This window comes from Methylosinus sp. shoA (assembly GCF_059718125.1).
On the sequence record NZ_AP046091.1, the window covers coordinates 540342 to 563050 of the forward strand.

The window sequence follows — 22709 nt, forward strand, 5'->3', positions numbered from 1 at the left end:
ATGTCGTTCTCGATCAGGCCGCCTCGATTTCCGATCGGATGCGTTCGCCGAGATCCCGCTCGGCGATCTCGAGATCGTATTTCGACTGCAGGTTCATCCAAAACGCCGCGCTCGTGCCGAGATAGCGGGCGAGACGCAACGCGGTCTCCGCGGTGACGCCACGCTTTCCGGCGACGATTTCGCTGATCCGATTGGCCGGCACCCGCAAATTCAGTGCGAGCGCGTGGGCGCTGATTCCACGCGCCGTCAGCTCTGCGGCGAGAGTGCGGCCCGGATGGACCGGGCCGAAGCGGAATCCCCCTACCGGCGCCTCGAACGTGTCTCCAATTTTCTTCGCCATGGCGAACCTCGATGAGTGGTAAGAGACGATCACAATCTTCATCGCGACTCTGGCTCTTCAATGAGGTCCGGGCGATTTTGCCCGGAAAGCGCAGAGCGTCGACCCGATCGCGGCCGTCAGACTGACCCGTTTCAATGATAATCCACGATCTCCACCTCGAAAACGTCTCCGCCCTCGAAACGGAAAGTGATCCGCCACGGGCCGTTGACGGTGATCGCCCATTGGCCCTTGCGGTCGCCCGAGAGCCGATGAAGTCCGACGCTTCGAAGCGGCGGCGGCAGGTCGTCGAGCGAGGCGGCGCTGTCGAGCTTCCGCCAGACGTTGCCGCGCCAGCGCTTCGTCGAGGCCAGAAAATTTCGACTCGCCAGTCTCGACGAACTGGCGAGTCGCCGTTCCTTTGACGGAGCGTATCATACGTTGACCATATTACGACATGCGATAGGCTTCGACTCCCCAGCCGAAGGATGAACTCGAGCGCGCGGCGGCAATCCATTCCCCTCGGGCCGGCCCTATGCTATCGGCTCCCGCCATGACCACACGCATCGACGCCCGCTTCGAAGCCCTGCGCGCCGAGGGCCGCGCCGCCCTCGTCACCTTCGTCATGGCCGGCGATCCGGACCTCGAGACGTCCTTCGAGATCGTGAAGAGCCTGCCGCAGGCCGGCGCCGATGTGATCGAGCTCGGCATGCCCTTCACCGACCCGATGGCCGACGGCCCCTCGATCCAGGCGGCGGGCCTGCGCGCGCTGAAAGCCGGGACGACGGTCGCGAAGACGCTCGACCTCGTGCGGCGCTTCCGCGCCGAGGACGACGCGACGCCGATCGTGCTGATGGGCTATTACAACCCGATCTATGTGCGCGGGGCCGAGACATTCCTCGAGGAGGCGAAAGCCGCCGGAGTCGACGGGCTGATCGTCGTCGACCTGCCGGCCGAGGAGGACCGGGAGCTGTGCCTGCCGGCCCGCGCCGCCGGGCTCGAGTTCATCCGCCTCGCGACGCCGACCACGGATGACGCGCGCCTGCCCAAAGTGCTCGAAAACACGAGCGGCTTCGTCTATTATGTCTCACTCACCGGAATTACGGGAGCGGCGCTCACCGATTATGCGGGCGTCGCAGAGGCGGTCGCGCGGCTGAAGCGCCATACGCCCCTGCCGATCGCGGTCGGCTTCGGCGTCAAGACGGCCGAGAACGCCGCGGCGATCGCGCAATATGCGGATGGCGTCGTCGTCGGCTCGGCGCTGGTCGACGCGCTCGCCGGCTCTCTCGACGAAGAGAAACGCGCGGGCGAGAAGACGGTCGCGGCGGTCGCCGAGCTCGTCGCCGATCTCGCCCGAGGGGTGCGCGGCGCGCGCGCGCCCGTCGCCGCGGTAGAGAAAGAATCGCCCTTCTCCTTGAAAGCGACCTTCGGAGCGCTCGCGAGGCTCTGGTCATGAACTGGTATTCGAACGTCGTTCCACCGAAGATCAAAGCGCTCATCAAGCGCGAGGCGCCGGAGAACGCCTGGGTCAAATGCCCGGAGAGCGGCCAGCTCGTGTTCCACAAGGACATAGAGGACAATCTCTATGTGATCCCGGGCTCGGGCTATCACATGCGCATTCCGGCGGAGGTGCGGCTCGCGAGCCTCTTCGACGACGGCGAGCACGAGTTGCTGCCGACGCCGGAAGTCCCCGCCGATCCGCTGAAGTTCCGCGACATCAAGCGCTATGTCGACAAGATCAAGGAATATCGCTTGAAGACCGGCCATGCCGACGCGGTGACGCTCGCCTTCGGCAAGCTCGAGGGCGCGCCCGTCACAGCCGCCGTGCAGGATTTCGAGTTCATGGGCGGCTCGCTCGGCATGGCGGCCGGCGAGGCGATCATCGCCGGCATGACCCATGCGCTGGAAAACCGTACGCCTTTCGTCATTTTTACCGCCTCGGGCGGCGCGCGGATGCAGGAGGGCATGTTCTCGTTGATGCAGATGCCGCGCACGACAATCGCCGTGCGCCGCCTGCGCGAAGCGCGCCTGCCCTATATCGTCGTACTCACCAACCCCACCACGGGCGGCGTCACCGCCTCCTATGCGATGCTGGGCGACATTCACATAGCCGAGCCCGGCGCGATCATCGGCTTCGCCGGCGCGCGCGTCATCGAGCAGACGATTCGCGAGAAGCTGCCGGAGGGCTTCCAGCGCGCCGAATATCTGCGCGATCACGGCATGGTCGACATGGTGGTCCCGCGCGCCGAAATGCGTGGGACGCTCGCGCGGCTCTGCGCCCTGCTGACCAAGGCGCCCCGGCGCGCCGCCTGACGGGACGGCCATCCATGGATCAGCGCGACGCGATTCTGACGCGGCTGCTGGACCTTCATCCCAAGAAGATCGATCTGTCGCTCGGCCGCACCGAGCGGCTGCTCGCCGCCATGGGCCATCCCGAGCGGCGCCTGCCGCCGATCATCCATGTCGCGGGCACCAACGGCAAAGGCTCGACGCTCGCCTTTCTGCGCGCCATGCTCGAATCGGCCGGCCTGCGCGCGCATGTCTACACGTCGCCGCACCTCCTGCGCTTCAACGAGCGCATCCGCTTGGCCGGAACGCTCGTCGACGACGACCGCCTGCGCCACGCGCTCGAGGCGTGCGAGAGCGTCAATGGCGCGCAGCCCATCACCTTCTTCGAGATCACCACGGTCGCCGCTTTCGCTCTGTTCGCGGAGGAGCCGGCCGATTGGCTGCTGCTGGAGACGGGCCTCGGCGGCCGCTACGATTCGACCAATGTGATCGAGCGGCCGAAGGCGACGATCATCACCTCGATCTCGCACGACCATCCGGAATTCCTGGGGGACACGATCGAGAAGATCGCCTATGAGAAGGCCGGCATCTTCAAGCGCGGCGTTCCGGCGATCGTCGGCTTTCAGCAGGACGCCGCCCGCAATGTGCTGGAGCGCGAGGCGCGGCGCGTCGGTGCGCCGGCCTTCATCGCCGGCGAGGATTTCCAAATTCACGAGGAGAACGGCCGGCTCGTCTATCAGGACGAGAAGGGCTTGCTCGACCTGCCGTTGCCGCGCCTGCCGGGCCGGCATCAGCAGGCCAACGCCGCCGGCGCCATAGCGGCGCTGCGGACCGTCGCACCCGAGATCGGCGCCGAGCATATCGAAGCCGGCCTCATCCGCGCGGAATGGCCGGCGCGCCTGCAGCTGCTCTCGCGCGGCCGCGTGGCGGAGCTGGTTCCGCCGGGCTCGGAAGTCTGGCTCGACGGCGGGCACAATGACGACGGCGGCCGCGTGCTCGCCGAGGCGATGGCGGAGTTCGAGGAGAAGTCCGCGCGACCGCTCGTCTTCGTCTGCGGCGCGCAGGTGACAAAGGACGTGCGCGCGCTGCTCAGGCATTTCGCGGGCCTCGCGCGTGATGTGGTCGCCGTCCCGGTCGAGGGCGAGCACAAGAGCTGGCCGCCAGAGGAAATCGCCGCGCTCGCCTGCGCCGAGGGCATGCGCGCCGCGGCGGCGGGAAGCGTCGAAGAGGCGCTGGCCATCATCGCGCGGCGCTCCTATGAGGCCTCGCCGCGCATATTGATCGCCGGCTCGCTCTATCTCGCCGCCGGGGTGCTGGCGCTGAACGGCTCGATCATCGAGTAAGCGACGTGGCCGAGCATGCAGGTCATACGGCCGATCGCTTCAACCCCAGAGTGCGAATGGCGACAAATCAACCCCCTCATCCTGAGGCGCTTTTTGCGGAACGCAAAAAGCCTCGAAGGATGTTCCAGAGGGCGGCGGCTTCGACCCTTCGAGACGCCGGCTCCTCAGGGTGAGGGCGGTCGTCGCCGCCGTCCATGAATCGATCGGTATCACGCCTCGGCGAGCTCCTCCACCAGCCCGACGGCCGCCGGGCCCGAGGACGCCGGATTCTGCCCCGTGATCAACAGGCCGTCCTGAACGACATGAGGCGCCCAGTCGGCGGCCTTCGAGAAGCGCCCGCCCTTCGCCCGAAGCTCGTCCTCGACGAGGAACGGAACGACATGCGTGAGGCCGACGGCCTCCTCCTCGCTGTTGGCGAAACCCGTCACATGCTTGTCCGCCACCAGCGGCCGCCCATCCGGACCCCGGACATGGCGCAGCGCCCCGGGCGCATGACAGACGAGAGCGACCGGCTTGCCGGCCGCGACGAAGGATTCGATCAGTGCGATCGAATTCGCGTCCTCGGCGAGATCCCACAGCGGCCCGTGCCCGCCAGGGTAGAAGACCGCGTCGAAATCGTCCTGACGGACGCCGTCGAGGCGCGCCGTGTCCGCGAGCCGCGCTTTCGCCGCCGCATCGGCCTCGAAGCGGCGGGTCGGATCGGTCTGGAAATCGGGCTCGCTGCTCTTCGGGTCCAGCGGGGGCCGGCCGCCCCGGGGCGACGCCAGCGTGACGTCGGCCCCGGCGTCCTGGAAAACGTAATAGGGCGCAGCGAACTCCTCCAGCCAGAAGCCGGTCTTTCGGCCGGTGTCGCCGAGCTGGTCGTGCGAGGTGAGGACCATGAGGATTTTCATCGATTTTCTCCCATATCGGCGCGCCTGCGGCCATCAGAAATGGGGCGCTCGTCCGGCCACGTCCGCCCGAAATCGAGCGCGCCCGCGCGCGGCCCCTTGGATTCGGGCAGAATTTGCTCCACAAGCGCGCGGATAGGTATTGCGCCTCGGCCGGAGCGAAGTGAATGACCCTCATGTTGACGAGCGTCGCCTGTGTGGCCGAGGCCGAGATCGTGCTGGCCGGCGGCGCCGACCTCATCGACTGCAAGGACGCCGCGCGCGGGGCGCTCGGCGGGCTTCCCGAGCGGGAGATCGCCGCCATCTTCGCCGCGGTCGGCGGCCGCCGCCCGGTCAGCGCCGTGGTGGAGCTGCCGCACGACGCCGCGCAGGCGCGGCAGGCGATCGAGCGCGTGGCCGCGCTCGGGGTCTCTTTCGTCAAATTCGCTTTGCCCGCGACGCCGGACGCCGACCGGCTCATCGACGCGCTGGCGCCGCTCGCGAAAGAAACGCGGCTCGTCGCCGTGCTGTTCGCCGATCTCGGGCCGGACCTCGATCTTCTGCCGCGCCTCGCCCGCGCCGGCTTTTCCGGCGCGCTGCTCGATACGGCGCACAAGGGCAAGGGCCGGCTCATCGATCATTTCGACGTCGGCGCGCTCGCCGCTTTCGTCGCGCGCTGCCACGAGCTCGGTCTCCAGGCTGGGCTCGCCGGCTCGCTCGAATCGCCGGACGTGCCCCGACTGCTGGTGACCAATCCCGATGTTCTCGGCTTCCGCGGCGCCTTGTGCGAGGGCCGCGACCGCCGCGCCGCCGTCGACCCGGCGGCGGTGGCGCTGATCCGCGACCTCATTCCGGGCGGTCCGGCGCGCGCGCAGCCGGGCGGCGTCGCCGAGAATGTCGACTGGTCGCTGGTGGTCGGCCGCGGCTTTCTCGAGAGCCGCGAGCGAACCCGCGAGATCGATCATGTCTTCGTGCGCGATCTCGTCATTCCGGTCGAGATCGGCGCCTATGATTTCGAGCGCGGCCGCACGCAGCGCGTGCGTTTCAACGTCGATGTCGACGTGACGCGCGCGAGCGGCGGAGACGACATGCGCACGGTGTTCTCCTATGACGTGATCATGGACGCCATCCGCATCATTCTCGCCTCGGGCCATATCGACATGGTCGAGACCATCGCCGAGCGTCTGGCCGAGCTGGTCCTGCGCCACGAGCGCGCCCAGGCCGTGAATGTGCAAGTCGAGAAGCTCGACGTGGCGCCGGGCGCGGTCGGCGTGAGAATCCGCCGCGAGCGGCAGCCGGAGACGGCCGAGGTCCATCATCTGCTTCCCGGAGTCGCCGATGCGGCCGACAAGCAGCCGAAGCCCTGAGCCGCCGCATCTCGTCGCCAAGCTCGGCGGGAGCCTGTGGACGCAGCCGGAGGCGCTGCGCGGCTGGCTCGCGGCGCTGACGCGCTATGCGGGGCCGCTGACGATCGTGCCCGGCGGCGGCCCTTTCGCCGACGCCGTGCGCCGTGCGCAGGCGACGCTGCGCTTCTCCGATGCGGCGGCGCATGAGATGGCGATTCTGGGCATGGAGCAATACGCCCTCGCCCTCGCCGATCTCGAGCCCGGCCTCGCGCCGGTCGCGGCGCCCCGGGAAGCGGCGCTCGCCCATCGCCGCGGCGCCGTCGCGCTCTGGCGCCCGGTTGCGATGACGCGTTCCGCTCCCCAGATTCCGGCGAGCTGGGACATTACTTCGGACAGTCTCGCCGCCTGGTATGCGCGCGAGGCCGGCGCGGAGGCGCTGCTGCTGATCAAGAGCGTCGACCCGATACGAATGAGCACGGTCATCCGCACCCTCCCTCATGCCGAGGAGGCTCCGGAGGAGCCGTCTCGAAGCACGCGCGAACCGGGAGCGCCGCTGAAGCTCCCCTCGTCCTTCGAGACGGGCCCTTCGGGCCCTCCTCAGGACGAGGGGAGCTTCAGCGGCGAGGACTCGATGACGCAATCGATCGTCGATCCCTGCTTCGCGCATTATGCGCGAGGACTCGTCGTCTTCATCGCCAGCCCTTCGGATCTGCCGAAGGCGAGCGAGACTTTCGGCGGCGGCGCCATTCCCGGCGCGGCTTACGATTTCACACGAGAGCAAGCAATCGCATGAAAAAGGTCGTCTCGCCGCGGTGGGGCTGGGCGCTCACCGGCTCGGGCCATTTCTTCACCGAATGTCTCGACATCATCCGCTCGCTCGACCATGTCGACCTGTTCGTGAGCAAAGCGGCGGCGGAGGTGATCCGCATGTACAAGCATCGCCTCGACGAGATGCCGGACCATGTGCGCATCTTCAAGGACACGACGGCGAGCTCGGCTCCGGTCGGCGGCTTCTATCACAATCTCTATCACACGCTGATCGTCGCGCCGGCGACCTCCAACACGGTCGCGAAATTCGTCTACGGCATCTCGGACAATCTCGCGACCAATGTGTTCGCGCAGGCCGGCAAATGCCGCGTGCCGACGGTGGTCTTCGCCTGCGACACGGCGCCGGAGCTCGAGACCCAGGCGCCCGACCGCAAAGTCATGGTCTATCCGCGCCGAATCGATCTCGAGAACACCGACAAGCTCAAATCCTTCGAGGCGACGCAGGTCGCCGAGAGCCTCGCCGCGCTGCGCGAGGCGGTGGAGAGCCGCCGCCGCGAGATCGCGACGCGGGAGCCCATGGGGAATGTCTGAGCGCCTGCTCTTCCTCACCGGCCATCTCGCGCTGCCGCGCCTCGAGCGCATGCTGGCGAGCTTCGGCGAGGAGGCGGAGCGCTGGCGCATTCACGACATCGGGGTGAAGGTCGCGGCGCTGATGACGCAGGAGATCATTCTGCGCCGCCTGCCACGCCCACTCGGCGCCGATCGCGTGATCCTTCCCGGACGCTGCCGCGCCGATCTTCGCGCTCTGTCGGACGCTTTCGGCGCGCCCTTCGAGCGCGGCCCCGAGGAGATCGCCGATCTTCCCGCCTATCTGGGCAAGCGCGGCGGCAAGGCGGATCTCTCGCGCCACGACATGCGCATCTTCGCCGAGATCGTCGACGCCTCGATCATGAGCGTCGATCAGGTTCTCGCGCGCGCGCAGGCGTCGAAGGACGCCGGCGCCGATGTGATCGATCTCGGCTGCCTGCCGGACACGCCTTTCCCGCATATGGAGGAGACGATCGCCGCGCTGAAGGCGCGAGGCTTCGAAGTGAGCCTCGACTCGGCGCGGCGCGACGAGCTGGAGCGCGGGGCGCGCGCGGGCGCCGATCATCTCTTGAGCCTCGACGAGCATACGCTCTCGATCCTGCCGGACAATTCGCCGCTCGTTCCCGTGCTCGTCCCCAATCCGCACGGCGATCTCGACTCGCTGCAGCGCGCCGCGCGCATCGCCGAGCGGCGCGGCGTCGCCTATATCCTCGATCCGATCCTCGATCCCATTCATTTCGGCCTCGCCGCCTCGATCGAGCGCTATGTCGAGACGAGACGACGCGAGCCGACGGCGGAGATCATGATGGGCACCGGCAATCTGACCGAATTGACCGACGCGGATTCCTCCGGCGTCACTGCGATTCTGCTCGGCCTCTGCTCGGAGCTCGACATTCGTCATCTGCTCACCGTGCAGGTGAGCCCGCACACGCGCCGCACCGTGCAGGAGCATGACGCCGCGCGCCGCATGCTCTTCGCCGCGCGCGCCGATCGCGCGCTGCCCAAGGGCTATAGCGACGCGCTGCTGCAAATTCACGACAAGCGTCCCTATGCCGCGACGCCGGACGAGATCGCCGAGCTCGCGCGCGAATTGCGCGACGAGAATTTCCGCATCGAAGTGGCCGAGGACGGCATCCACATCTATGCGCGAAATTTCCATCGCGTCGCGCAGGACGCCATGTCGCTCTTTCCCGAGCTCGGCGTCGAGAAGGACGGCGCGCACGCTTTCTATCTCGCGAGCGAATTGACCAAGGCGGAGATCGCCTTTCGCTTGGGGAAACGCTATCTGCAGGACGAGCCGCTCGATTTCGGCTGCGCGATCGACCGCACGGTGGAGGACGAGACGCGCCTGCGCGAGGCCGGCCACACTCTGCGCAAGGCGCGCGAATAGGAGCAGCCGATGCCGATGATTCGCGAATGCGTCGTCACGACGGTCGGCCCCACCGGCCAGACTCATCTCGCGCCGCTCGGGCTGATCGAGGACGGCGAGTTCTGGATCATCGCGCCCTTCCGTCCCTCGACGACCCTCGCCAATCTCGAGGCGGCGCCTTTCGCCACGGCGAGCTTCATCGACGATGTGCGCATCATCGCCGGCTGCGTATGCGGCAGGAGCGACTGGCCGCTCGAGCCCGTCCCCGGCTGGTCGACGCCGCGTCTCGCCGCCGCTCTCTCCCATGCGGAGCTGGAAGTGGCGCGCGCGCAGGCCGATCCGAAACGTCCGCGTTTCTCCTGCCGCGTGAGAAAAATCGTCTCCCATGCGCCTTTTCTCGGATTCAACCGCGCTCAGGCGGCGGTGATCGAAGCGGCCATACTCGCGACGCGCCTCGGCCTGCTGCCGCGCGAAAAAATTGCCACGGAAATCGATTATCTGCGGATCGCCGTCGACAAGACGGCCGGCCCCGTCGAGCGCGAGGCCTGGGATCTGTTGACGGCGAAGATCGAGGCTTATCTTCAGACCCGGCCGAATTGAGCGATTCGGCGGCCGTTCTCGCGACGTGGGGACGAGGCCGCGTCGACGCGTCCCGCACGCCTTTTCACGAAGGAACCACTATTGTCCGAAGCAATGACGACCGAGCATCTCGAGCATGCGGAGCACGCCGAGCATGAGGGCGCGCCTTTCCTGATGAGGCTCGCGCTCACCGCGGCGGAAGTCGCGCCGGCGGGGTATGCGTATATTTGAGGGTGTCGAGCGAAGGCGAAATCGACGCGCTCGATCCTGCGCGACGCCGCAGTCGGGCTGCGGGGCCGAACAGCGCCGGCGGACCCTTACCCTTAAGGGAAAGGAGAAGCGCTTTCGTCGTAAAACTTGTGGTAGGTCCCACGGGGGCGCGACTTCCTCAGGCCGAGGAGCGCGCCAGAAAGGGCTCGTGACGGCCTCTTTTTTCGATAGGTCGCCCGCTGCCGCGAAGCAGAGGGGGTGGGCGGACACGCTCACGTGAAAAGTGATTTATATTCAGATATTGCGCGGAGTCGCGGCGGCCAGCGTGGTTATATTTCACAGCATCGGCAATGCACGTCTTTATACCGGCGGCGAAGAACACTGGATTTTACGAATATTCAGGCATGGCGGGCACGGAGTCGATCTTTTTTTCGTGATATCTGGATTCATCATTTATCACTCGATGCAGGCTTCCAGCGCGAGCCGTAGCGAATTCATTGTCCGGCGTCTCCAGAGAATCGTTCCACTCTACTGGATTTTCACAGCCGCCTTTTTGTTCGCCGTTGTTTCCTGCCCTTCGATCGCCTCCAATGCGAGCGAATTCACGGGGCTGCGCGGCGTTCAGTCCTTTCTCTTCCTGACCTTCGTCAGCGGCGAGGCGCCGATCATCTATGTCGGCTGGTCTCTCGAGTTCGAAATGTTATTTTATATCATTGTCGCTCTCTTCCTCGAGCGCTCGGAAAAAATGTGGCGCTATATCGTATATCTGTTTTCGACACTGACTGTTTTGCACTTCGCTCCCGGCGTGAACACACTCAAACCTGTCCATGCATTCTTCACGAATCCGCTCGTCTTGGAGTTTTGCTACGGCATTCTGGCGGCGCAAATATTTACCCGCCGCGCTCCGATCGGACCGATAGTGGCCGCTGCGGTCGCGACCCTGACCGTCCTGATCTTGGACGAAGAGAGCATGCTGGTCCGGGCAGGCCTACCATCCGCGCTGCTGGTGTTTCTCGCAGCGCGCTCGAGCACGAGCGCACGCGCCCCATCCGGGGTCGAACGGCTCGGCGCCCGTGTGGGCGACGCATCCTATTCGATCTATCTGGCCCAGGTTTTCGTCATCGCAGCCGTCTATAAGACATTGGGGCGCCTGCGCCCTTCGATCGACCTGTTGATCCTCGCCGAAGCGGGGCTGTCGATTCTCGCGGGCTATATGATCTTCCGTCTGCTCGAACAACCTCTGCTCGCTGCGCTGCGTGACATTCGATCGCAAAACAGGAGCGCTTCGGACGAAGAGGCTCGTCCGGAGCGCGTGACTTGAGTCGATGAGCCTCTGCGTCACATGGGCGCGGGCAGCGCCTCGAGCCGCGCCATTCCGGCGCGCACCGCCGATTGCACCTTCTCGAAGGCGCGCACCTCGATCTGGCGCACGCGCTCGCGCGAGACGCCGAACTCGGTGGAGAGATCCTCGAGCGTGACCGGATCGTCGGAGAGGCGGCGCGCCTCGAAGATGCGGCGCTCGCGCGGATTGAGCACGGTCAAGGCGCCGCGCAGCGCGTCGAGCCGGTTGTCGGACTCCTCCCGGTCGACGAGCACGCGCTCCTGATCGGAGGAATCATCGACCAGCCAGTCCTGCCATTCGCCCTCGCCCTCCTCGCGCAGAGGGGCGTTGAGCGACGCGTCGCCGGACATGCGGCGGTTCATCTCGATGACGTCCTGCCGCGTCACGCCGAGGCGGCGCGCGATCTCATCGACATGCTCGGGCGTCAGATCGCCCTCCTCGAAGGCGGAGATCTTGCTCTTGGCCTTGCGCAGATTGAAGAACAGCTTCTTCTGGCTGGCCGTCGTGCCCATTTTCACGAGCGACCAGGAACGCAGGATATATTCTTGAATCGAGGCGCGGATCCACCACATCGCATAAGTGGCGAGGCGGAAGCCGCGTTCGGGCTCGAAGCGCTTGACGGCCTGCATCAGGCCGACATTGCCCTCGGACACGATCTCGCCGATCGGCAGGCCGTAGCCGCGATAGCCCATGGCGATCTTGGCCACGAGCCGCAGATGCGATGTGACGAGCTTCTGCGCGGCGTGAGGGTCCTGATGCTCGCGCCAGCGTTTGGCGAGCATATATTCCTGCTCCGGCTCCAGCATGGGGAACCGGCGGATCTCGGCGAGGTAGCGCGCGAGGCCGCTTTCGCCGGAAATGGTGGGAAGGGCGTTCGCCATGTTCACCTCCTGGCGGGCCCCCTTATGCGGCGAGCCCGCAATGGTCGGCCGCAAGCGCCGGCCGCAACGCCTCAATATAGACCGATCGAAGCATGGCCGAAAGATGGCTTTTTGCTGAGGGGCGAATGGATACGGGGTTAAGTTTCGGTAATGTGCGACAGGCGCGCTCACAAACTGGCGTTTAATTAGCGCGGTGCGACATCCCGCGCGGCGCGACATTGCGTCACCCCCTTCGCGAGACGACGCCCAAAAAGAAATGGCGGGCGCGCCTTCTCGACACTGTCCCGGCGCAACGGCTCAGCGCGCCTCGAGCGCTTCCCGCAGCGCGGTCAGATCGGCCGGCAATTCGCTTTCGAACATCAGCTCCTCGCCCGTCGCCGGATGCTCGAAACCCAGCGTCGCCGCATGCAGCGCCTGCCGGCCGAGCGCCTCGACCGCCGCGCGAGCCTCGGGCGAGAGCAGCGCCGTCTTGGTCTTGAAGCCCGCGCCATAGGTCGCATCGCCGATCAGCGGATGGCCCATATGGGCCATATGCACGCGAATCTGATGCGTGCGGCCGGTCTCCAGCCGGCAGGCGACGAGCGAGGCCGCGCCGAAGCTCTCGACGAGCTCCCAATGGGTGATCGCCTCGCGGCCGCGCTCTTCCGAAACCACCGCCATTTTCTCGCGCTGGATCGCATGGCGGCCGATCGGCGCGTCGACCGTTCCGCGGGCGCGCTCGGGAGCGCCCCAGACGAAAGCGAGATATTCGCGCACGAGGCCGAGGCTGCGCCCGTGATCCTCGAACAGGCGCGAGAGGCCCCGATGCGCCGCGTCGGTCTTGGCGATGACGAGAAGGCCGGAGGTGTCCTTGTCGATGCGATGCACGATGCCGGGCTTTCTGACGCCGCCTATGCCGGAGAGGCTGTCGCCGCAATGGGCGAGCAGCGCATTGACCAGCGTCCCCCTCTCATGGCCATGGGCCGGATGGACGACGAGCCCGGCCGGCTTGTCGACGACGACGAGATGCGCATCCTCGAAGCGGATATCGAGCGGAATAGTCTCGGGTTGCGGCTCCGGGGGCTCGGGCGGCGGCACGGCCAGCGAGACGCGATCGCCGGCGGCGAGCTTGCGGGCGGCGTCGCGCGTCGGCGCCGGGCCGATCGTCAGCCGCCCGTCCTCGATCAGCGCCTTGAGCCGCGTGCGCGAGAGATGCGCGGCGACGATCTCCGGCCGCTCGGCGAGGAAGCGGTCGAGCCGCGTTCCGGCCGCCTCGGGCGGAACCTCGAAGGCGAACAGAATGTCCTCGATCGTCTCGTCATCCGCTTCGCGCATGGAATTCCTTCTGTCGGTTCGCTCGCGGCGTGGTAACGGAGCGGCGTCCCATCGTCCCGCCGGAGCCGCGCCATCGTTCCCTCGCCCGAAAACTCTGCCTGCGCCGTCGTCGGCGCCGGGCCGGCCGGCCTCGTCGCCGCCGATCGTCTCGCGCGGCTCGGCGCGAAAGTGATCGTCTACGAGCACAAGCCGAGCGCCGCGCGCAAATTGCTCATGGCCGGACGCGGCGGCCTCAATATCACGCATAGCGAGAGCCTCGATAGATTTATCCTGCGCTATGGCGCGGCGGCGGCTCGGCTCGAGCCGTTCATCCGCGATTTTCCGCCCGAGGCGCTGCGCCGCTATTGCGCAGAGCTCGGCGAAGAAACTTTTGTCGGGTCCAGCGGAAGGGTGTTTCCGAAAAGCTTCAAAGCCTCGCCGCTGCTGCGCGCGCTGCTGGCGCGCCTCGCCGCCAATGGCGCGACGATCGCGACGCGTCATCATTTCGAAGGCTTTTCCGACGACGGCGTTCTGCGGCTGACCGGCGCCGCCGGCGAGCCTCTGCATCGCCGCGCCGATGCGGTCGTGCTCGCGCTCGGCGGCGCTTCCTGGCCGCGGCTCGGCTCGGACGGCGCCTGGACCGGCCTTCTCGCGGCGCGCGGCGTCGCGGTGACGCCGCTCGCGCCGGCCAATTGCGGCGTTCTGATCGACTGGCCGGAGCCGTTTCGCGCGGCCTTCGAAGGGTTGCCGTTGAAAACCATCGAGTTGCGGCACGGCGACGCCCGAGTCCGCGGCGACGTCGTCGTCACGCGCGGCGGGCTCGAGGGCGGGCCGGTTTACGCGCTTTCTTCCGCTCTGCGTCGTGCGATCGAACAGGACGGCGCTGCGACAATGCTGATCGACCTGCGCCCCACGCTCTCGATCGAGACGCTGACGGGCAAGCTCGCCCGCCCGCGTGAAAAACAGTCCTTCGCCAACTTTCTGCGCAAGGCGGCCGGACTCTCGAAGCTCGAGATCGCGCTGCTGCGCATCGCCGCGCCGGCGCCGCCCGAGGATCCGGACGCGCTCGCCGAACTCGTGAAAAATCTGCCTTTGACGATCGCCGCGACCGCCGGCCTCGAGCGCGCTATTTCGACGAGCGGCGGCGTCGCCTTCGACGAGCTCGACGAGGACTTGATGTCGAAGCGCCTGCCCGGCGTGTTCGTCGCCGGCGAGATGCTGGATTTCGACGCGCCGACCGGCGGCTATCTTCTGCAGGCGGCCTTTTCGACCGGAATGGCCGCGGCGCGGGGCGTCGCGCGCCGCCTCGGGGAGGCGAAGCTTTCCGCGGCGGCAGATGTCGCGTGAAAGCCGGACATGCGCTTCCGCGTCGGAAGCTTTCGTGCTATTTATAACTCATGAGCAACTTGCAGTCAGAAAGTCTTCGAGGCGTTTCGCGCTATCGACACTCCCGAGGACAAGGCTTTGAAGGCCGCTACGGCGCTCAGCAAGCGTGACGACGAGGCGTCGTCGATCAAAGGCGAATTGCTCGTCATCGAGTGGATGATGGGTTTCGTCCTGGCGTTCCAAGTAGCCATTTTCGCAAAACTTTTCATGCATTGACAGGTCGCCTCCGACTGGAGCGACTTTCGGCGGGTCGTCACCAAACCGGATTCTACTCCGCCGCCTTCCCGCCCCGGCGCGCCAGCTCCGGCTCCACGAGATTGTAGCGGATCAGATAGGTCAACGCCCGCCGCCAGGATTCGTCCGTCTCGCCGCGCAGATCGGTCTGCGAGATGTTGACCAGTTCGCCCGTGCGCGCGTCGCGGATGCGGAATTCGAGATATTGCTCCATCACGCTCACCTTGCGGAAGAAGCCGACGAAAGAGAGATCGGCGCCGGCTTCGCGCGCCACATCGGCGTCGCAGCCGTTGCATTTGCGCAGCCAGTGATCGGCGACCCTGCTGTCGCTCGTCGGGCCGACGTCCACGATCTCGAACAAGCCGGAAGCGGCGAGCAGTTCCCGCGCGAGCCGCGTCATCTTGCGCAGCCGCTCGGTCTCTTCCGCGCTCTCGCCGGCGAGCGGCCCGCCGGCGCTGAAATCGTCGAGCTCGAGATCGAAGACGATGAGCTTCGGCGGCGGCGCGGCGCGCGCCGGCGAGGCGAAGAAAACGATCCCCGCGAGCAGAACGATCGAGAACAATCGAGCCATGACGCGCCCTCCTGCTGTCCGAGGCTCGACATTAACGCGAAGAACGGCGTCGGCCAGCGATTCTGTCCCGTCCGAACACGGGAGAATTTCCCGCGTCAGAGCGGCGGCGCGTCGGCGGCGACGAGTCCCGCGCCGATGGCGAGCCAGACGAGATGCGCGTCGGTGCGCGCGCCGACCTTGGACTTGATCTGATAATGATAATTCTGCACCGTCTTCGGGCTCAGATGCAGCGAACGCGCGATGTCCTCGGTCGTACAGCCGGACGCGACGAGACGCAGGATTTCCGTCTCGCGCGGGCCGAGATCGGCGAGCGGCGAACGTCCGTCGGCGAGACGCTCGGCGGCGATCTCGCGGGCGACGTCGTCGCCGAGCGCGCGCCCGCCGCGCGCGACGAGCGCCACGGCGCGCACCAATTCGCCCGGGTCGCCGCCTTTGGTGATGAAACCGCTCGCGCCCGCCTCGAAGGCCTTCAGCGCATAGGCTGCGGCGCTGTGCATGGTAAAGACGAGAATGCGCGCGCGCTTGTCCCATTGGCGAATGTGGCGCACCGCCTCGAGCCCTCCGGCGCCGCCGCGCAGCGAGAGGTCCATCACTACGACGTCCGGCGAATGATCGCGATAGGCCCGATAGGCCGAGGCCGCATCCTCGGCCTCGGCGACGACGGTAAAGCCGCCCTGGCGCTCGAGCAGGCGGCGATAGCCCTCGCGCACCACCGGATGATCGTCGACGAGCAGAACGGAAACGGCTTTCATGCGGCCTTGCGCTCCTCCGCCTTGCGCTCCTGCGCGCCATTGGCGTTGGCGGCGACGAGCGGAATGCGCGCCGCGACGCGGACGCCGCGCGCGGCGCGGCCGATCTCGAGACTGCCGCCGAAAGCGGAGACGCGCTCGCGCATGCCGAGCAGCCCATGGCCGGCGGTCAGATCGATGCGCGTCGGATCGCCGCCGCCGTCGTCCTCGACGGTCAGCGCGACGATCCCGTCGTTGGACGCGAGGCGCTCGACACGCAGATAGACGTCATGCGGGCGTCCATGGCGCATGGCGTTGGTCAGGCATTCCTGCGCGATGCGGAAGACGCTGGTCGAGACGGACGGCGGCACCACGGCGAGATCGCCCATCAGATCGAGATGCACGACGGCGCGCGGCGCCGTCTGCGCATTCCATCCCGCGACGAGCTGCACGAGGCAGGCCTCGAGGCCGAGCTCCTCGAGATCCTGCGAGCGCAGCCGCGCCAGCGCCTCGCGCAAGGTCGCCGTCATGCGCCGCGCGACCTTGCCGATCGAGCGCGCGTCGGCGGCGAGATCGGGCCGATCCTGCGCGCCTGCCTCGATCGCCGCGGCGAAAGCCGTGGTCGCCGCCAGGCATTGGCCGAATTCGTCGTGCAGGTCGCGCGCCAGCGCGCGGCGTTCCTCCTCCTGCACCTCGAACAAGCGCTTGGTGAGCGCGACGCGCTCGGCCGTCGTCTGCGCGAGGCGCTCGGCGAGGTCGTTGACGGCGCGGGCGATGAGGCCGAATTCACCGCCGGTGAAGGCTCGAATTCTGTGACGGTAATTGCCGCTCTCCAACCGGCGCAGCCCCTCGATGACGACGCGCGTCGGCGCCAGCGCATGGATGATGACGAGCGCGGCGAGCAGCGACACGCCGACCGCCATGGACACGGCGACGCCCGCGACCATCGATATCTCGCGCCACGCCTGGCGCACCGCCGCATCCGGATCGGCGCGCGCGACGATCGCGCCCGTCTCCGGCTGGCGCACGGTGAGCGGGCGCGCGATCGGCGCAGGAGGACCGAACGAGAGCTCGAAGACATGCGCGAACCATTTCGGCGCCGGCGCGCCGACCCCTTCCATCTGGCTGCACAATTCGCGCGGCGCTTCGGCGCCCGGCGCGAAGACGATGCAGACGCCCGGAGACACGAGCTTCAACGTCGCGAGCGACTCCCAATTTGGAATGGGCAGAATATTGTCCCGCCTCATGCTGCCGCGCCAGAGAATCTCGCGCCAGAACAGAGTCTCCAATTCGTGCGCGACGCGCTCGGCGGAGGCCGCGGTCTCGGCGCGGATCGTGCGATGCGCGTCGAGCATCACCCAGCCGATGGCGAGCGCGAGACACAGCATCACGACGCCGACGAGACGCAGGACGAGACGGATGATCAACTGCATTTCGTTCATCCTCACCGGCCGTCGACGCCCGTCATCGCGAGGAGCGCAGCGACGAGGCGATCCAGAAGCCGCCCCACGGCTGAAGGATCGCTTCGCCTTCGGCTCGCGATGACGGCGGGGCGCGACGGCTCGCTTCGACGTCGGCGGCGGAACCGTACCAGCAATCCATAGCCGCGCCAATGCGATAGCGTCGTCGCCTCCGAGATCGGGAAAATTGCCCGCCGAGCAGGAGGGCGCAGGATCGACGGCGACGCGGCTTCAGCCGTCGACCGTCGCGCCGAAAATCGCCTCGAATGCGCGGCGCATTTCGGCGTCGACCCGCTGGCGATCCGCGTCGACGCCGAGATCGGCGAGGCTCGCGACGCCGAGATGCGACTGGCGCACGCCGCAGGGCGCGATGCCTGAGAAATGCGAGAGGTCCGGCGCGACATTGAGCGCGACGCCGTGGAAGCTCACCCAGCGCCGCACGCGCACGCCGATGGCGGCGATCTTGTCCTCCGCCGGCTCGCCCGCAAGCCCAGCGGGCTTGTCCGGACGCCGGACCCAGACGCCGACGCGTTCCTCGCGCCGCTCGCCGATCACGCCGAAGGCCGCGAGCGTCGCTATGAGCCAGGCCTCGAGCGAAGAAACATAGGCGCGCACGTCCCGCCGGCGGCGCGCGAGGTCGAGCATCACATAAGCGACCCCCTGGCCCGGCCCGTGATAAGTGAATTGCCCCCCGCGTCCCGTGCGGTGGACGGGGAAACGCGCGTCGAGGAGATCGGCCTCCTTCGCCGACGTCCCCGCCGTATAGACTGGCGGATGCTCGAGCAGCCACACGCGCTCCCCCGCCTCACCTGTCGCGATGCGCTCGGCGAGCGTCTCCATTTCGGCGACGGCATCCTCATAGCCGACGAGGCCGGGCGCGACGATCCATTGCGCCGGCGGCGATCCGGGCTGCGGAAGGAAAGAGGCGGCGCAGGCGTCGCGGGAGAGCGGCGAGGACATGGCGGAAGTCTACACCGAAACGCGATTCGCGCCGCTCTCCTTTGAAAAGGTCGCGAATGTCTGGCAAGCTCGGGCGTCGCAACTGGTTCGGGAGGCGCGAATGAGCTCGGGCGAAGGTTTTCTCGGCGGCGGCGGAATTTTGGGGCCTTATCAGTCGGCGCCGACGGTCGCGGCCGGGGCGAACCGAACGCCCGCCGAAGCGCTGCGCTTCGAGATCAAGGGCCATGAGATGCAATTCGTCGAGATCGAGCTCGACCCCGGCCGCGCCTGCATCGCCGAAGCCGGCGCCATGATGTTCAAGGAGGCCGCCGTCGGAATGGAGACGATCTTCGGCGACGGCGCGCAGGAAGATTCCGGCCTGCTCGGCAAGCTCTGGCGCGGCGCCAAGCGCGCCCTCTCCGGCTCCACCCTGTTCATGACGCGCTTTTCCAACAACGGCTACGGCCCGGCGCGCCTCGCCTTCGCCGCGCCCTATCCGGGCAAGATCCTGCCGCTGCGTCTCGATCTCGTCGGCGGCGAGCTGCTCTGCCAGCGCGACACCTTTCTCGCCGGCGCGCCCGGCGTCGCCATCGACATCGCCTTTCAGCGCAAGATCATGACCGGCCTCTTCGGCGGCGAGGGCTTCATCATGCAGAAGCTCTCGGGGAACGGCATCGTCTTCGTCCACGCCGGCGGCACGGTGGTCGAGCGCGAGCTCGCGCCGGGCGAGGAGCTGCATGTCGATTCGGGTTGCCTCGTCGCGCAGACCTCGAGCATCTCCTTCGACGTCGTACCGGTCGGCGGCGTCAAATCCATGTTCTTCGGCGGCGAGGGCTTCTTCTTCGCGCGGCTCGTCGGGCCCGGCCATGTGTGGCTGCAGTCCATGCCCTTCTCGCGCCTCGTCGGCCATATCGCGTCGCGCATGCCCTCGTCGGGCGGCGTCGGCGTCTCCTGGCCGATCGGCGGCTCCGGTTCGAACTCGGGCGGCGATTGGAGCGGCGGCGACAATAACGGAAGCGACGCCTGAGCCCCATCGATAAGATCCGTGGATCAGGCGATAAGCGCAAACGAATGGATGCGCGTCGTCGAAATCGATATAGCCGCTGACGGATCCTCGGTCTCGCCGAGGCTCCGCTGGGCGCTGGCCTGAAAGGGCCGCCGCCGGCGCGGACGGCTCCCCCGTCGTCGATGCGCCGCCTCCCGGACCGGCCTCACGGCCCTCGCTTCGGGTTGTAGATGAAGCCGCAAGCGATTCCCGCCGGGGAGCGCTCGCGGCTTCTTTTTTTTTGCGGGCCAAATCCGACGGTCCGCGGCGCGCATAAGATCGCCTTATCGAACCATCAGCCGATTCGATTAGACCCCACGCCACGCTCGACTAAACGTTCCCTGCGCGCGACGTAGACTATTCGCTCCGCCGATCGGCTCTCCGCAAAGACGATCGGGACCGTCGCGTCCGAACCCTCGAGAGGAAACGCAAATGGCGAAAATCGTCCTCGTTCTCTACGACGACCCTGTGGGAGGCTATCCGACGTCTTATGCGCGCGACGACGTTCCGCAGCCCAAAATCTATCCCGACGGACAGACGCTGCCGACGCCCAAGGCGATCGACTTCAAGCCGGGCGTGCTGCTCGGCAGCGTCTCGGGCGAGCTCGGACTGCGCAAATATCTCGAGTCGAACGGCCATACGCTGGTCGTCACCTCGAGCAAGGACGGAGCCGACAGCGTTCTCGACCGCGAGCTGCCCGACGCCGAGATCGTGATCTCGCAGCCCTTCTGGCCGGCCTATATGACCGCCGAGCGCATCGCCAAGGCGAAGAAGCTGAAGCTGATCGTCACCGCCGGCATCGGCTCGGACCACACCGACCTGCAGGCGGCGATCGCGAACAACGTCACCGTCGCCGAAGTCACCTATTGCAACAGCAATGCGGTGGCCGAGCATGTGGTGATGTCGATCCTGGCGCTGGTGCGCAACTTCATCCCGGCGCACGACATCATTCTGAACGGCGGCTGGAACATCGCCGACGCCGTGTCGCGCTCCTATGATCTCGAGGCGATGCAGGTCGGCACGGTGGCCGCGGGCCGCATCGGCCTGCGCGTGCTGCGGCTGCTGAAGCCCTTCGGCGTCGGATTGCATTATCTCGACCGCCATCGCCTGCCGAAGGCCGTCGAGGACGAGCTCGAGCTCACCTATCACGATAATCTCGAGAGCCTCGCCAAGGTCAGCGACGTCGTTACGCTGAACTGCCCGCTGCATCCCGAGACGGAGCACATGATCAACGAGCAGACGCTGAAGTTCTTCAAGCGCGGCGCCTATCTCGTCAACACCGCCCGCGGCAAGCTCGTCGATCGCGACGCGCTCGTCCGCGCGCTGGAGAGCGGCCATCTCGCCGGCTATGCGGGCGACGTGTGGTTCCCGCAGCCGCCGGCCAAGGACCATCCGTGGCGCACGATGCCGAACCAAGCGCTGACGCCGCATATCTCCGGCACCAGCCTGTCGGCGCAGACGCGCTATGCGGCAGGCGTGCGCGAGATCCTCGAATGCTATTTCGAGAATCGTCCGATCCGGAACGAATATCTCGTCGTGCAGGGCGGCAAGCTCGCGGGCGTCGGCGCGCATTCCTACAGCGAAGGAAATGCGACCGGCGGCTCGGAAGAAGCCGCCCGTTTCAAGAACGGCTGATCGCTCGGATCACATCGTCGCGACTATCGGACGCCGGGCGCGCCGGCGTCCCCTCTCACGCCAGGAAAAACAATGTCTGCGACGGATGCGCTCGCGCGGAAAATCGGCGTCGAGCTCCGCTCGATCGCGACGGCCGGATTGGGCGGCTTCGCTCTCGTCCTGCTGCTCGGGCGACTCGGCGAGAGCCTCGATCTGCCTCTTCTTCTGGGCTCGTTCGGCGCCTCTTGCGTGCTCGTCTTCGGCTTTCCCGACCTGCCGTTCTCGCAGCCGCGCAATGTGGTCCTCGGCCATACGATGTCGTCGGCGATCGGGCTCGGCAGCCTCGCCCTTTTCGGCCCGACGCCCTGGGCCATGGCGGCGGCGGTGAGCGTCGCGCTCATGGTCATGATCGCGACGCGCACCGTCCATCCGCCGGCGGGCTCGAACCCGGTCATCATCTTCTCGACCCACCCGGGATGGAGCTTTCTGCTCACGCCGACGCTCGCCGGCGCTCTGTTGATCGTCGCCTTCGCGTTCGTCTACAATAAATCGGCTCGACGCCGGCAATAGCGGTAGACTGTCGAGGAGGCGCGGCGACCCGAGGATGTTCATCCGGCAACTCGTTTATCTGGTGGCGCTAGCGCGTGAGCGGCATTTCGCGCGGGCGGCGGAGGCGTGCCGGGTGTCGCAGCCCGCCTTGTCCGCGTCGATCCGCCAGCTCGAGGAGAAGCTCGGCGTGTCGATCGTCGAGCGCGGCCACAAATTCGTGGGCTTCACCAAGGACGGCGAGCGCATTCTCGCCTGGGCGCGCCAGACGCTCGCCGCTTGGGACGGACTGAAGCAGGAGGCGTCTCTCGCGCGCGGACGGTTGAGCGGCGCCCTTCGCATCGGCGCCATTCCCACGACCATGCCGATCGTCTCGCTGCTGACGGGGCCCTATTGCCGGGCTTTTCCGGAGATAGGGCAGCTGGTGCTGTCGCTGAGCAACGAAGAGATCATGCGCCGGATCGACGACTTCGAATTGGACATCGGCGTCACTTACCTCGAAGATCAGAATCTCGAGCGCTTTCGCGTCATGCCGCTCTATAGGGAGCGACACGTGCTGCTCGCGCGCGACGCATCCGCTTTCGGCGATCTCGCGTCGATCTCATGGAGCGACGCCGCCGAGCTGCCGCTGTGCCTGCTGACGCGCAACATGCAGAACAGGCGCATCATCGACGCGGCTTTCCGTCGCGCCGGCGCGCAGCCGCGGGTCGTGGTCGAGACCGATTCGGTTTTCGCGCTCTATTCGAATGTGCGATGCGCGGAGCTCTACAGCATCATTCCGCACAGCCTTCTGGTGCTCTTCGAGCTGCGCGAGGAGCTGACCGCGATTCCCTTGTCGCCGGAGCTCAACCGGGAAATCGGACTCGTCGCTCTCGACAATGAACCAGCGTCGCCAATCGTCTCGGCCGTCTGGTCCGTCACCAAGCGGATGGATCTCGAGGCGCGTTTCGATTTCCTCGGACCGAGCGCTCGACCTTCCGCGCCGTGACGGCG

General features: G+C 67.0%; 25 protein-coding genes. 16 read left to right on the forward strand and 9 right to left on the reverse strand.

Features of this window, described 5'->3' with window-relative positions; all coding sequences use genetic code 11:
- Positions 1–13: 13 nt before the first annotated feature.
- Both AC6IW9_RS02545 and AC6IW9_RS02550 read right to left on the reverse strand, forming a co-directional pair.
- Positions 14–340 carry a HigA family addiction module antitoxin gene (locus AC6IW9_RS02545; RefSeq protein WP_497768777.1) on the reverse strand — a complete coding sequence of 109 codons (327 nt, stop codon included), beginning with the start codon at positions 338–340 and terminating at the stop codon, positions 14–16.
- Between the two features lie 131 nt (positions 341–471).
- The gene (locus tag AC6IW9_RS02550) at positions 472–708 is read right to left on the reverse strand and encodes a type II toxin-antitoxin system RelE/ParE family toxin (RefSeq protein ID WP_497772397.1); all 237 of its coding nucleotides are present in this window, start codon (positions 706–708) and stop codon (positions 472–474) included.
- Positions 709–869: 161 nt separating this feature from the next.
- Between AC6IW9_RS02550 and trpA the strand changes: the two genes are divergently transcribed.
- Genes trpA through AC6IW9_RS02565 form a run of 3 tightly spaced genes read left to right on the forward strand, consistent with a single transcriptional unit; the run spans position 870 to position 3948 of the window.
- Positions 870–1772, forward strand: coding sequence for a tryptophan synthase subunit alpha (trpA, locus tag AC6IW9_RS02555; protein WP_497768780.1), 903 nt, complete (start codon positions 870–872; stop codon positions 1770–1772).
- The gene (gene accD, locus AC6IW9_RS02560; protein ID WP_497768782.1) at positions 1769–2629 is read left to right on the forward strand and encodes an acetyl-CoA carboxylase, carboxyltransferase subunit beta; all 861 of its coding nucleotides are present in this window, start codon (positions 1769–1771) and stop codon (positions 2627–2629) included. The genes trpA and accD overlap by 4 nt, the downstream gene beginning before the upstream one ends.
- Before the next feature lie 14 nt (positions 2630–2643).
- Positions 2644–3948, forward strand: coding sequence for a bifunctional folylpolyglutamate synthase/dihydrofolate synthase (locus AC6IW9_RS02565; RefSeq protein WP_497768785.1), 1305 nt, complete (start codon positions 2644–2646; stop codon positions 3946–3948).
- A gap of 209 nt (positions 3949–4157) precedes the next feature.
- On the opposite strand, the gene AC6IW9_RS02570 is transcribed toward AC6IW9_RS02565, so the two are convergent.
- Entirely contained in the window at positions 4158–4841 is a 684-nt protein-coding gene (locus AC6IW9_RS02570) for a type 1 glutamine amidotransferase domain-containing protein (protein ID WP_497768788.1), read from the reverse strand.
- Between the two features lie 164 nt (positions 4842–5005).
- Here AC6IW9_RS02570 and AC6IW9_RS02575 point away from each other — a divergent pair, with 164 nt between their 5' ends.
- The 7 genes from AC6IW9_RS02575 to AC6IW9_RS02605 all read left to right on the forward strand — a co-directional run bounded on the left by AC6IW9_RS02575 (position 5006) and on the right by AC6IW9_RS02605 (position 10998).
- Positions 5006–6184 (forward strand): (5-formylfuran-3-yl)methyl phosphate synthase, encoded by a 1179-nt coding sequence (locus tag AC6IW9_RS02575; protein ID WP_497768790.1) that lies wholly within the window; start codon positions 5006–5008, stop codon positions 6182–6184.
- Positions 6156–6956 carry an amino acid kinase family protein gene (locus AC6IW9_RS02580; RefSeq protein WP_497768793.1) on the forward strand — a complete coding sequence of 267 codons (801 nt, stop codon included), beginning with the start codon at positions 6156–6158 and terminating at the stop codon, positions 6954–6956. The genes AC6IW9_RS02575 and AC6IW9_RS02580 overlap by 29 nt, the downstream gene beginning before the upstream one ends.
- On the forward strand, positions 6953–7522 hold the full coding sequence (locus AC6IW9_RS02585; protein ID WP_497768795.1) for a flavoprotein: 570 nt from the start codon (positions 6953–6955) through the stop codon (positions 7520–7522). The genes AC6IW9_RS02580 and AC6IW9_RS02585 overlap by 4 nt, the downstream gene beginning before the upstream one ends.
- Positions 7515–8909 carry a DUF6513 domain-containing protein gene (locus AC6IW9_RS02590; RefSeq protein WP_497768798.1) on the forward strand — a complete coding sequence of 465 codons (1395 nt, stop codon included), beginning with the start codon at positions 7515–7517 and terminating at the stop codon, positions 8907–8909. The genes AC6IW9_RS02585 and AC6IW9_RS02590 overlap by 8 nt, the downstream gene beginning before the upstream one ends.
- 9 nt (positions 8910–8918) lie before the next feature.
- Entirely contained in the window at positions 8919–9488 is a 570-nt protein-coding gene (locus AC6IW9_RS02595) for a DUF447 domain-containing protein (protein ID WP_497768801.1), read from the forward strand.
- 81 nt (positions 9489–9569) lie between these two features.
- The gene (locus AC6IW9_RS02600; protein ID WP_497768803.1) at positions 9570–9698 is read left to right on the forward strand and encodes a hypothetical protein; all 129 of its coding nucleotides are present in this window, start codon (positions 9570–9572) and stop codon (positions 9696–9698) included.
- 262 nt (positions 9699–9960) lie between these two features.
- Positions 9961–10998, forward strand: a complete 1038-nt coding sequence (locus AC6IW9_RS02605) for an acyltransferase family protein (RefSeq protein WP_497768806.1) — start codon at positions 9961–9963, stop codon at positions 10996–10998.
- 17 nt (positions 10999–11015) lie between these two features.
- Here the strand turns inward: AC6IW9_RS02605 and rpoH are convergent, their stop codons facing one another.
- Together rpoH and AC6IW9_RS02615 are read right to left on the reverse strand one after the other, a co-directional pair.
- On the reverse strand, positions 11016–11900 hold the full coding sequence (gene rpoH, locus AC6IW9_RS02610) for an RNA polymerase sigma factor RpoH (protein ID WP_497768808.1): 885 nt from the start codon (positions 11898–11900) through the stop codon (positions 11016–11018).
- 297 nt (positions 11901–12197) lie between these two features.
- Complete coding sequence (locus tag AC6IW9_RS02615; protein WP_497768811.1) at positions 12198–13214, reverse strand: RluA family pseudouridine synthase; 1017 nt, start codon at positions 13212–13214, stop codon at positions 12198–12200.
- A gap of 72 nt (positions 13215–13286) precedes the next feature.
- Between AC6IW9_RS02615 and AC6IW9_RS02620 the strand changes: the two genes are divergently transcribed.
- Both AC6IW9_RS02620 and AC6IW9_RS02625 read left to right on the forward strand, forming a co-directional pair.
- Positions 13287–14540 (forward strand): BaiN/RdsA family NAD(P)/FAD-dependent oxidoreductase, encoded by a 1254-nt coding sequence (locus AC6IW9_RS02620; protein WP_497772399.1) that lies wholly within the window; start codon positions 13287–13289, stop codon positions 14538–14540.
- Positions 14541–14657: 117 nt separating this feature from the next.
- The gene (locus tag AC6IW9_RS02625; protein ID WP_497768814.1) at positions 14658–14795 is read left to right on the forward strand and encodes a hypothetical protein; all 138 of its coding nucleotides are present in this window, start codon (positions 14658–14660) and stop codon (positions 14793–14795) included.
- 52 nt (positions 14796–14847) lie between these two features.
- Here AC6IW9_RS02625 and AC6IW9_RS02630 read toward each other — a convergent pair whose 3' ends face one another.
- The 4 genes from AC6IW9_RS02630 to lipB form a co-directional block, all read right to left on the reverse strand.
- A complete protein-coding gene (locus AC6IW9_RS02630; RefSeq protein ID WP_497768816.1) occupies positions 14848–15384 on the reverse strand; it encodes a DUF3280 domain-containing protein in 537 nt (178 codons plus the stop codon).
- Positions 15385–15479: 95 nt separating this feature from the next.
- On the reverse strand, positions 15480–16136 hold the full coding sequence (locus AC6IW9_RS02635; RefSeq protein WP_497768819.1) for a response regulator: 657 nt from the start codon (positions 16134–16136) through the stop codon (positions 15480–15482).
- Positions 16133–17545 carry a sensor histidine kinase gene (locus tag AC6IW9_RS02640; protein WP_497768822.1) on the reverse strand — a complete coding sequence of 471 codons (1413 nt, stop codon included), beginning with the start codon at positions 17543–17545 and terminating at the stop codon, positions 16133–16135. Before AC6IW9_RS02640 ends, AC6IW9_RS02635 begins: the two co-directional genes overlap by 4 nt.
- Positions 17546–17803: 258 nt before the next feature.
- Positions 17804–18532 carry a lipoyl(octanoyl) transferase LipB gene (gene lipB / locus AC6IW9_RS02645; RefSeq protein ID WP_497768825.1) on the reverse strand — a complete coding sequence of 243 codons (729 nt, stop codon included), beginning with the start codon at positions 18530–18532 and terminating at the stop codon, positions 17804–17806.
- A 100-nt stretch (positions 18533–18632) separates the two neighbouring features.
- On the opposite strand from lipB, the gene AC6IW9_RS02650 reads away from it, so the two are divergent.
- The 4 genes from AC6IW9_RS02650 to AC6IW9_RS02665 all read left to right on the forward strand — a co-directional run bounded on the left by AC6IW9_RS02650 (position 18633) and on the right by AC6IW9_RS02665 (position 22704).
- A complete protein-coding gene (locus tag AC6IW9_RS02650; protein ID WP_497768827.1) occupies positions 18633–19538 on the forward strand; it encodes a TIGR00266 family protein in 906 nt (301 codons plus the stop codon).
- A gap of 450 nt (positions 19539–19988) precedes the next feature.
- A complete protein-coding gene (locus tag AC6IW9_RS02655; RefSeq protein WP_497768829.1) occupies positions 19989–21191 on the forward strand; it encodes an NAD-dependent formate dehydrogenase in 1203 nt (400 codons plus the stop codon).
- 72 nt (positions 21192–21263) lie between these two features.
- The gene (locus AC6IW9_RS02660; RefSeq protein ID WP_497768832.1) at positions 21264–21740 is read left to right on the forward strand and encodes an HPP family protein; all 477 of its coding nucleotides are present in this window, start codon (positions 21264–21266) and stop codon (positions 21738–21740) included.
- Between the two features lie 34 nt (positions 21741–21774).
- A complete protein-coding gene (locus tag AC6IW9_RS02665) occupies positions 21775–22704 on the forward strand; it encodes a LysR substrate-binding domain-containing protein (RefSeq protein ID WP_497768835.1) in 930 nt (309 codons plus the stop codon).
- The last annotated feature ends 5 nt before the right edge of the window (positions 22705–22709 follow it).

What these genes read in the sequence shown, in the direction of transcription:
- AC6IW9_RS02650 (WP_497768827.1), top strand. Translation starts at nt 18,633, where the DNA reads ATGAGCTCGGGCGAAGGTTTTCTCGGCGGCGGCGGAATTTTGGGGCCT.
- AC6IW9_RS02580 (WP_497768793.1), top strand. Translation starts at nt 6,156, where the DNA reads ATGCGGCCGACAAGCAGCCGAAGCCCTGAGCCGCCGCATCTCGTCGCC.
- lipB (WP_497768825.1), bottom strand. Translation starts at nt 18,532, where the DNA reads ATGTCCTCGCCGCTCTCCCGCGACGCCTGCGCCGCCTCTTTCCTTCCG.
- AC6IW9_RS02635 (WP_497768819.1), bottom strand. Translation starts at nt 16,136, where the DNA reads ATGAAAGCCGTTTCCGTTCTGCTCGTCGACGATCATCCGGTGGTGCGC.
- accD (WP_497768782.1), top strand. Translation starts at nt 1,769, where the DNA reads ATGAACTGGTATTCGAACGTCGTTCCACCGAAGATCAAAGCGCTCATC.
- AC6IW9_RS02640 (WP_497768822.1), bottom strand. Translation starts at nt 17,545, where the DNA reads ATGCAGTTGATCATCCGTCTCGTCCTGCGTCTCGTCGGCGTCGTGATG.
- AC6IW9_RS02665 (WP_497768835.1), top strand. Translation starts at nt 21,775, where the DNA reads ATGTTCATCCGGCAACTCGTTTATCTGGTGGCGCTAGCGCGTGAGCGG.
- AC6IW9_RS02655 (WP_497768829.1), top strand. Translation starts at nt 19,989, where the DNA reads ATGGCGAAAATCGTCCTCGTTCTCTACGACGACCCTGTGGGAGGCTAT.
- AC6IW9_RS02660 (WP_497768832.1), top strand. Translation starts at nt 21,264, where the DNA reads ATGTCTGCGACGGATGCGCTCGCGCGGAAAATCGGCGTCGAGCTCCGC.
- AC6IW9_RS02615 (WP_497768811.1), bottom strand. Translation starts at nt 13,214, where the DNA reads ATGCGCGAAGCGGATGACGAGACGATCGAGGACATTCTGTTCGCCTTC.
- AC6IW9_RS02565 (WP_497768785.1), top strand. Translation starts at nt 2,644, where the DNA reads ATGGATCAGCGCGACGCGATTCTGACGCGGCTGCTGGACCTTCATCCC.
- AC6IW9_RS02590 (WP_497768798.1), top strand. Translation starts at nt 7,515, where the DNA reads ATGTCTGAGCGCCTGCTCTTCCTCACCGGCCATCTCGCGCTGCCGCGC.
- rpoH (WP_497768808.1), bottom strand. Translation starts at nt 11,900, where the DNA reads ATGGCGAACGCCCTTCCCACCATTTCCGGCGAAAGCGGCCTCGCGCGC.
- AC6IW9_RS02595 (WP_497768801.1), top strand. Translation starts at nt 8,919, where the DNA reads ATGCCGATGATTCGCGAATGCGTCGTCACGACGGTCGGCCCCACCGGC.
- AC6IW9_RS02575 (WP_497768790.1), top strand. Translation starts at nt 5,006, where the DNA reads ATGACCCTCATGTTGACGAGCGTCGCCTGTGTGGCCGAGGCCGAGATC.
- AC6IW9_RS02630 (WP_497768816.1), bottom strand. Translation starts at nt 15,384, where the DNA reads ATGGCTCGATTGTTCTCGATCGTTCTGCTCGCGGGGATCGTTTTCTTC.
- AC6IW9_RS02585 (WP_497768795.1), top strand. Translation starts at nt 6,953, where the DNA reads ATGAAAAAGGTCGTCTCGCCGCGGTGGGGCTGGGCGCTCACCGGCTCG.
- AC6IW9_RS02570 (WP_497768788.1), bottom strand. Translation starts at nt 4,841, where the DNA reads ATGAAAATCCTCATGGTCCTCACCTCGCACGACCAGCTCGGCGACACC.
- AC6IW9_RS02545 (WP_497768777.1), bottom strand. Translation starts at nt 340, where the DNA reads ATGGCGAAGAAAATTGGAGACACGTTCGAGGCGCCGGTAGGGGGATTC.
- trpA (WP_497768780.1), top strand. Translation starts at nt 870, where the DNA reads ATGACCACACGCATCGACGCCCGCTTCGAAGCCCTGCGCGCCGAGGGC.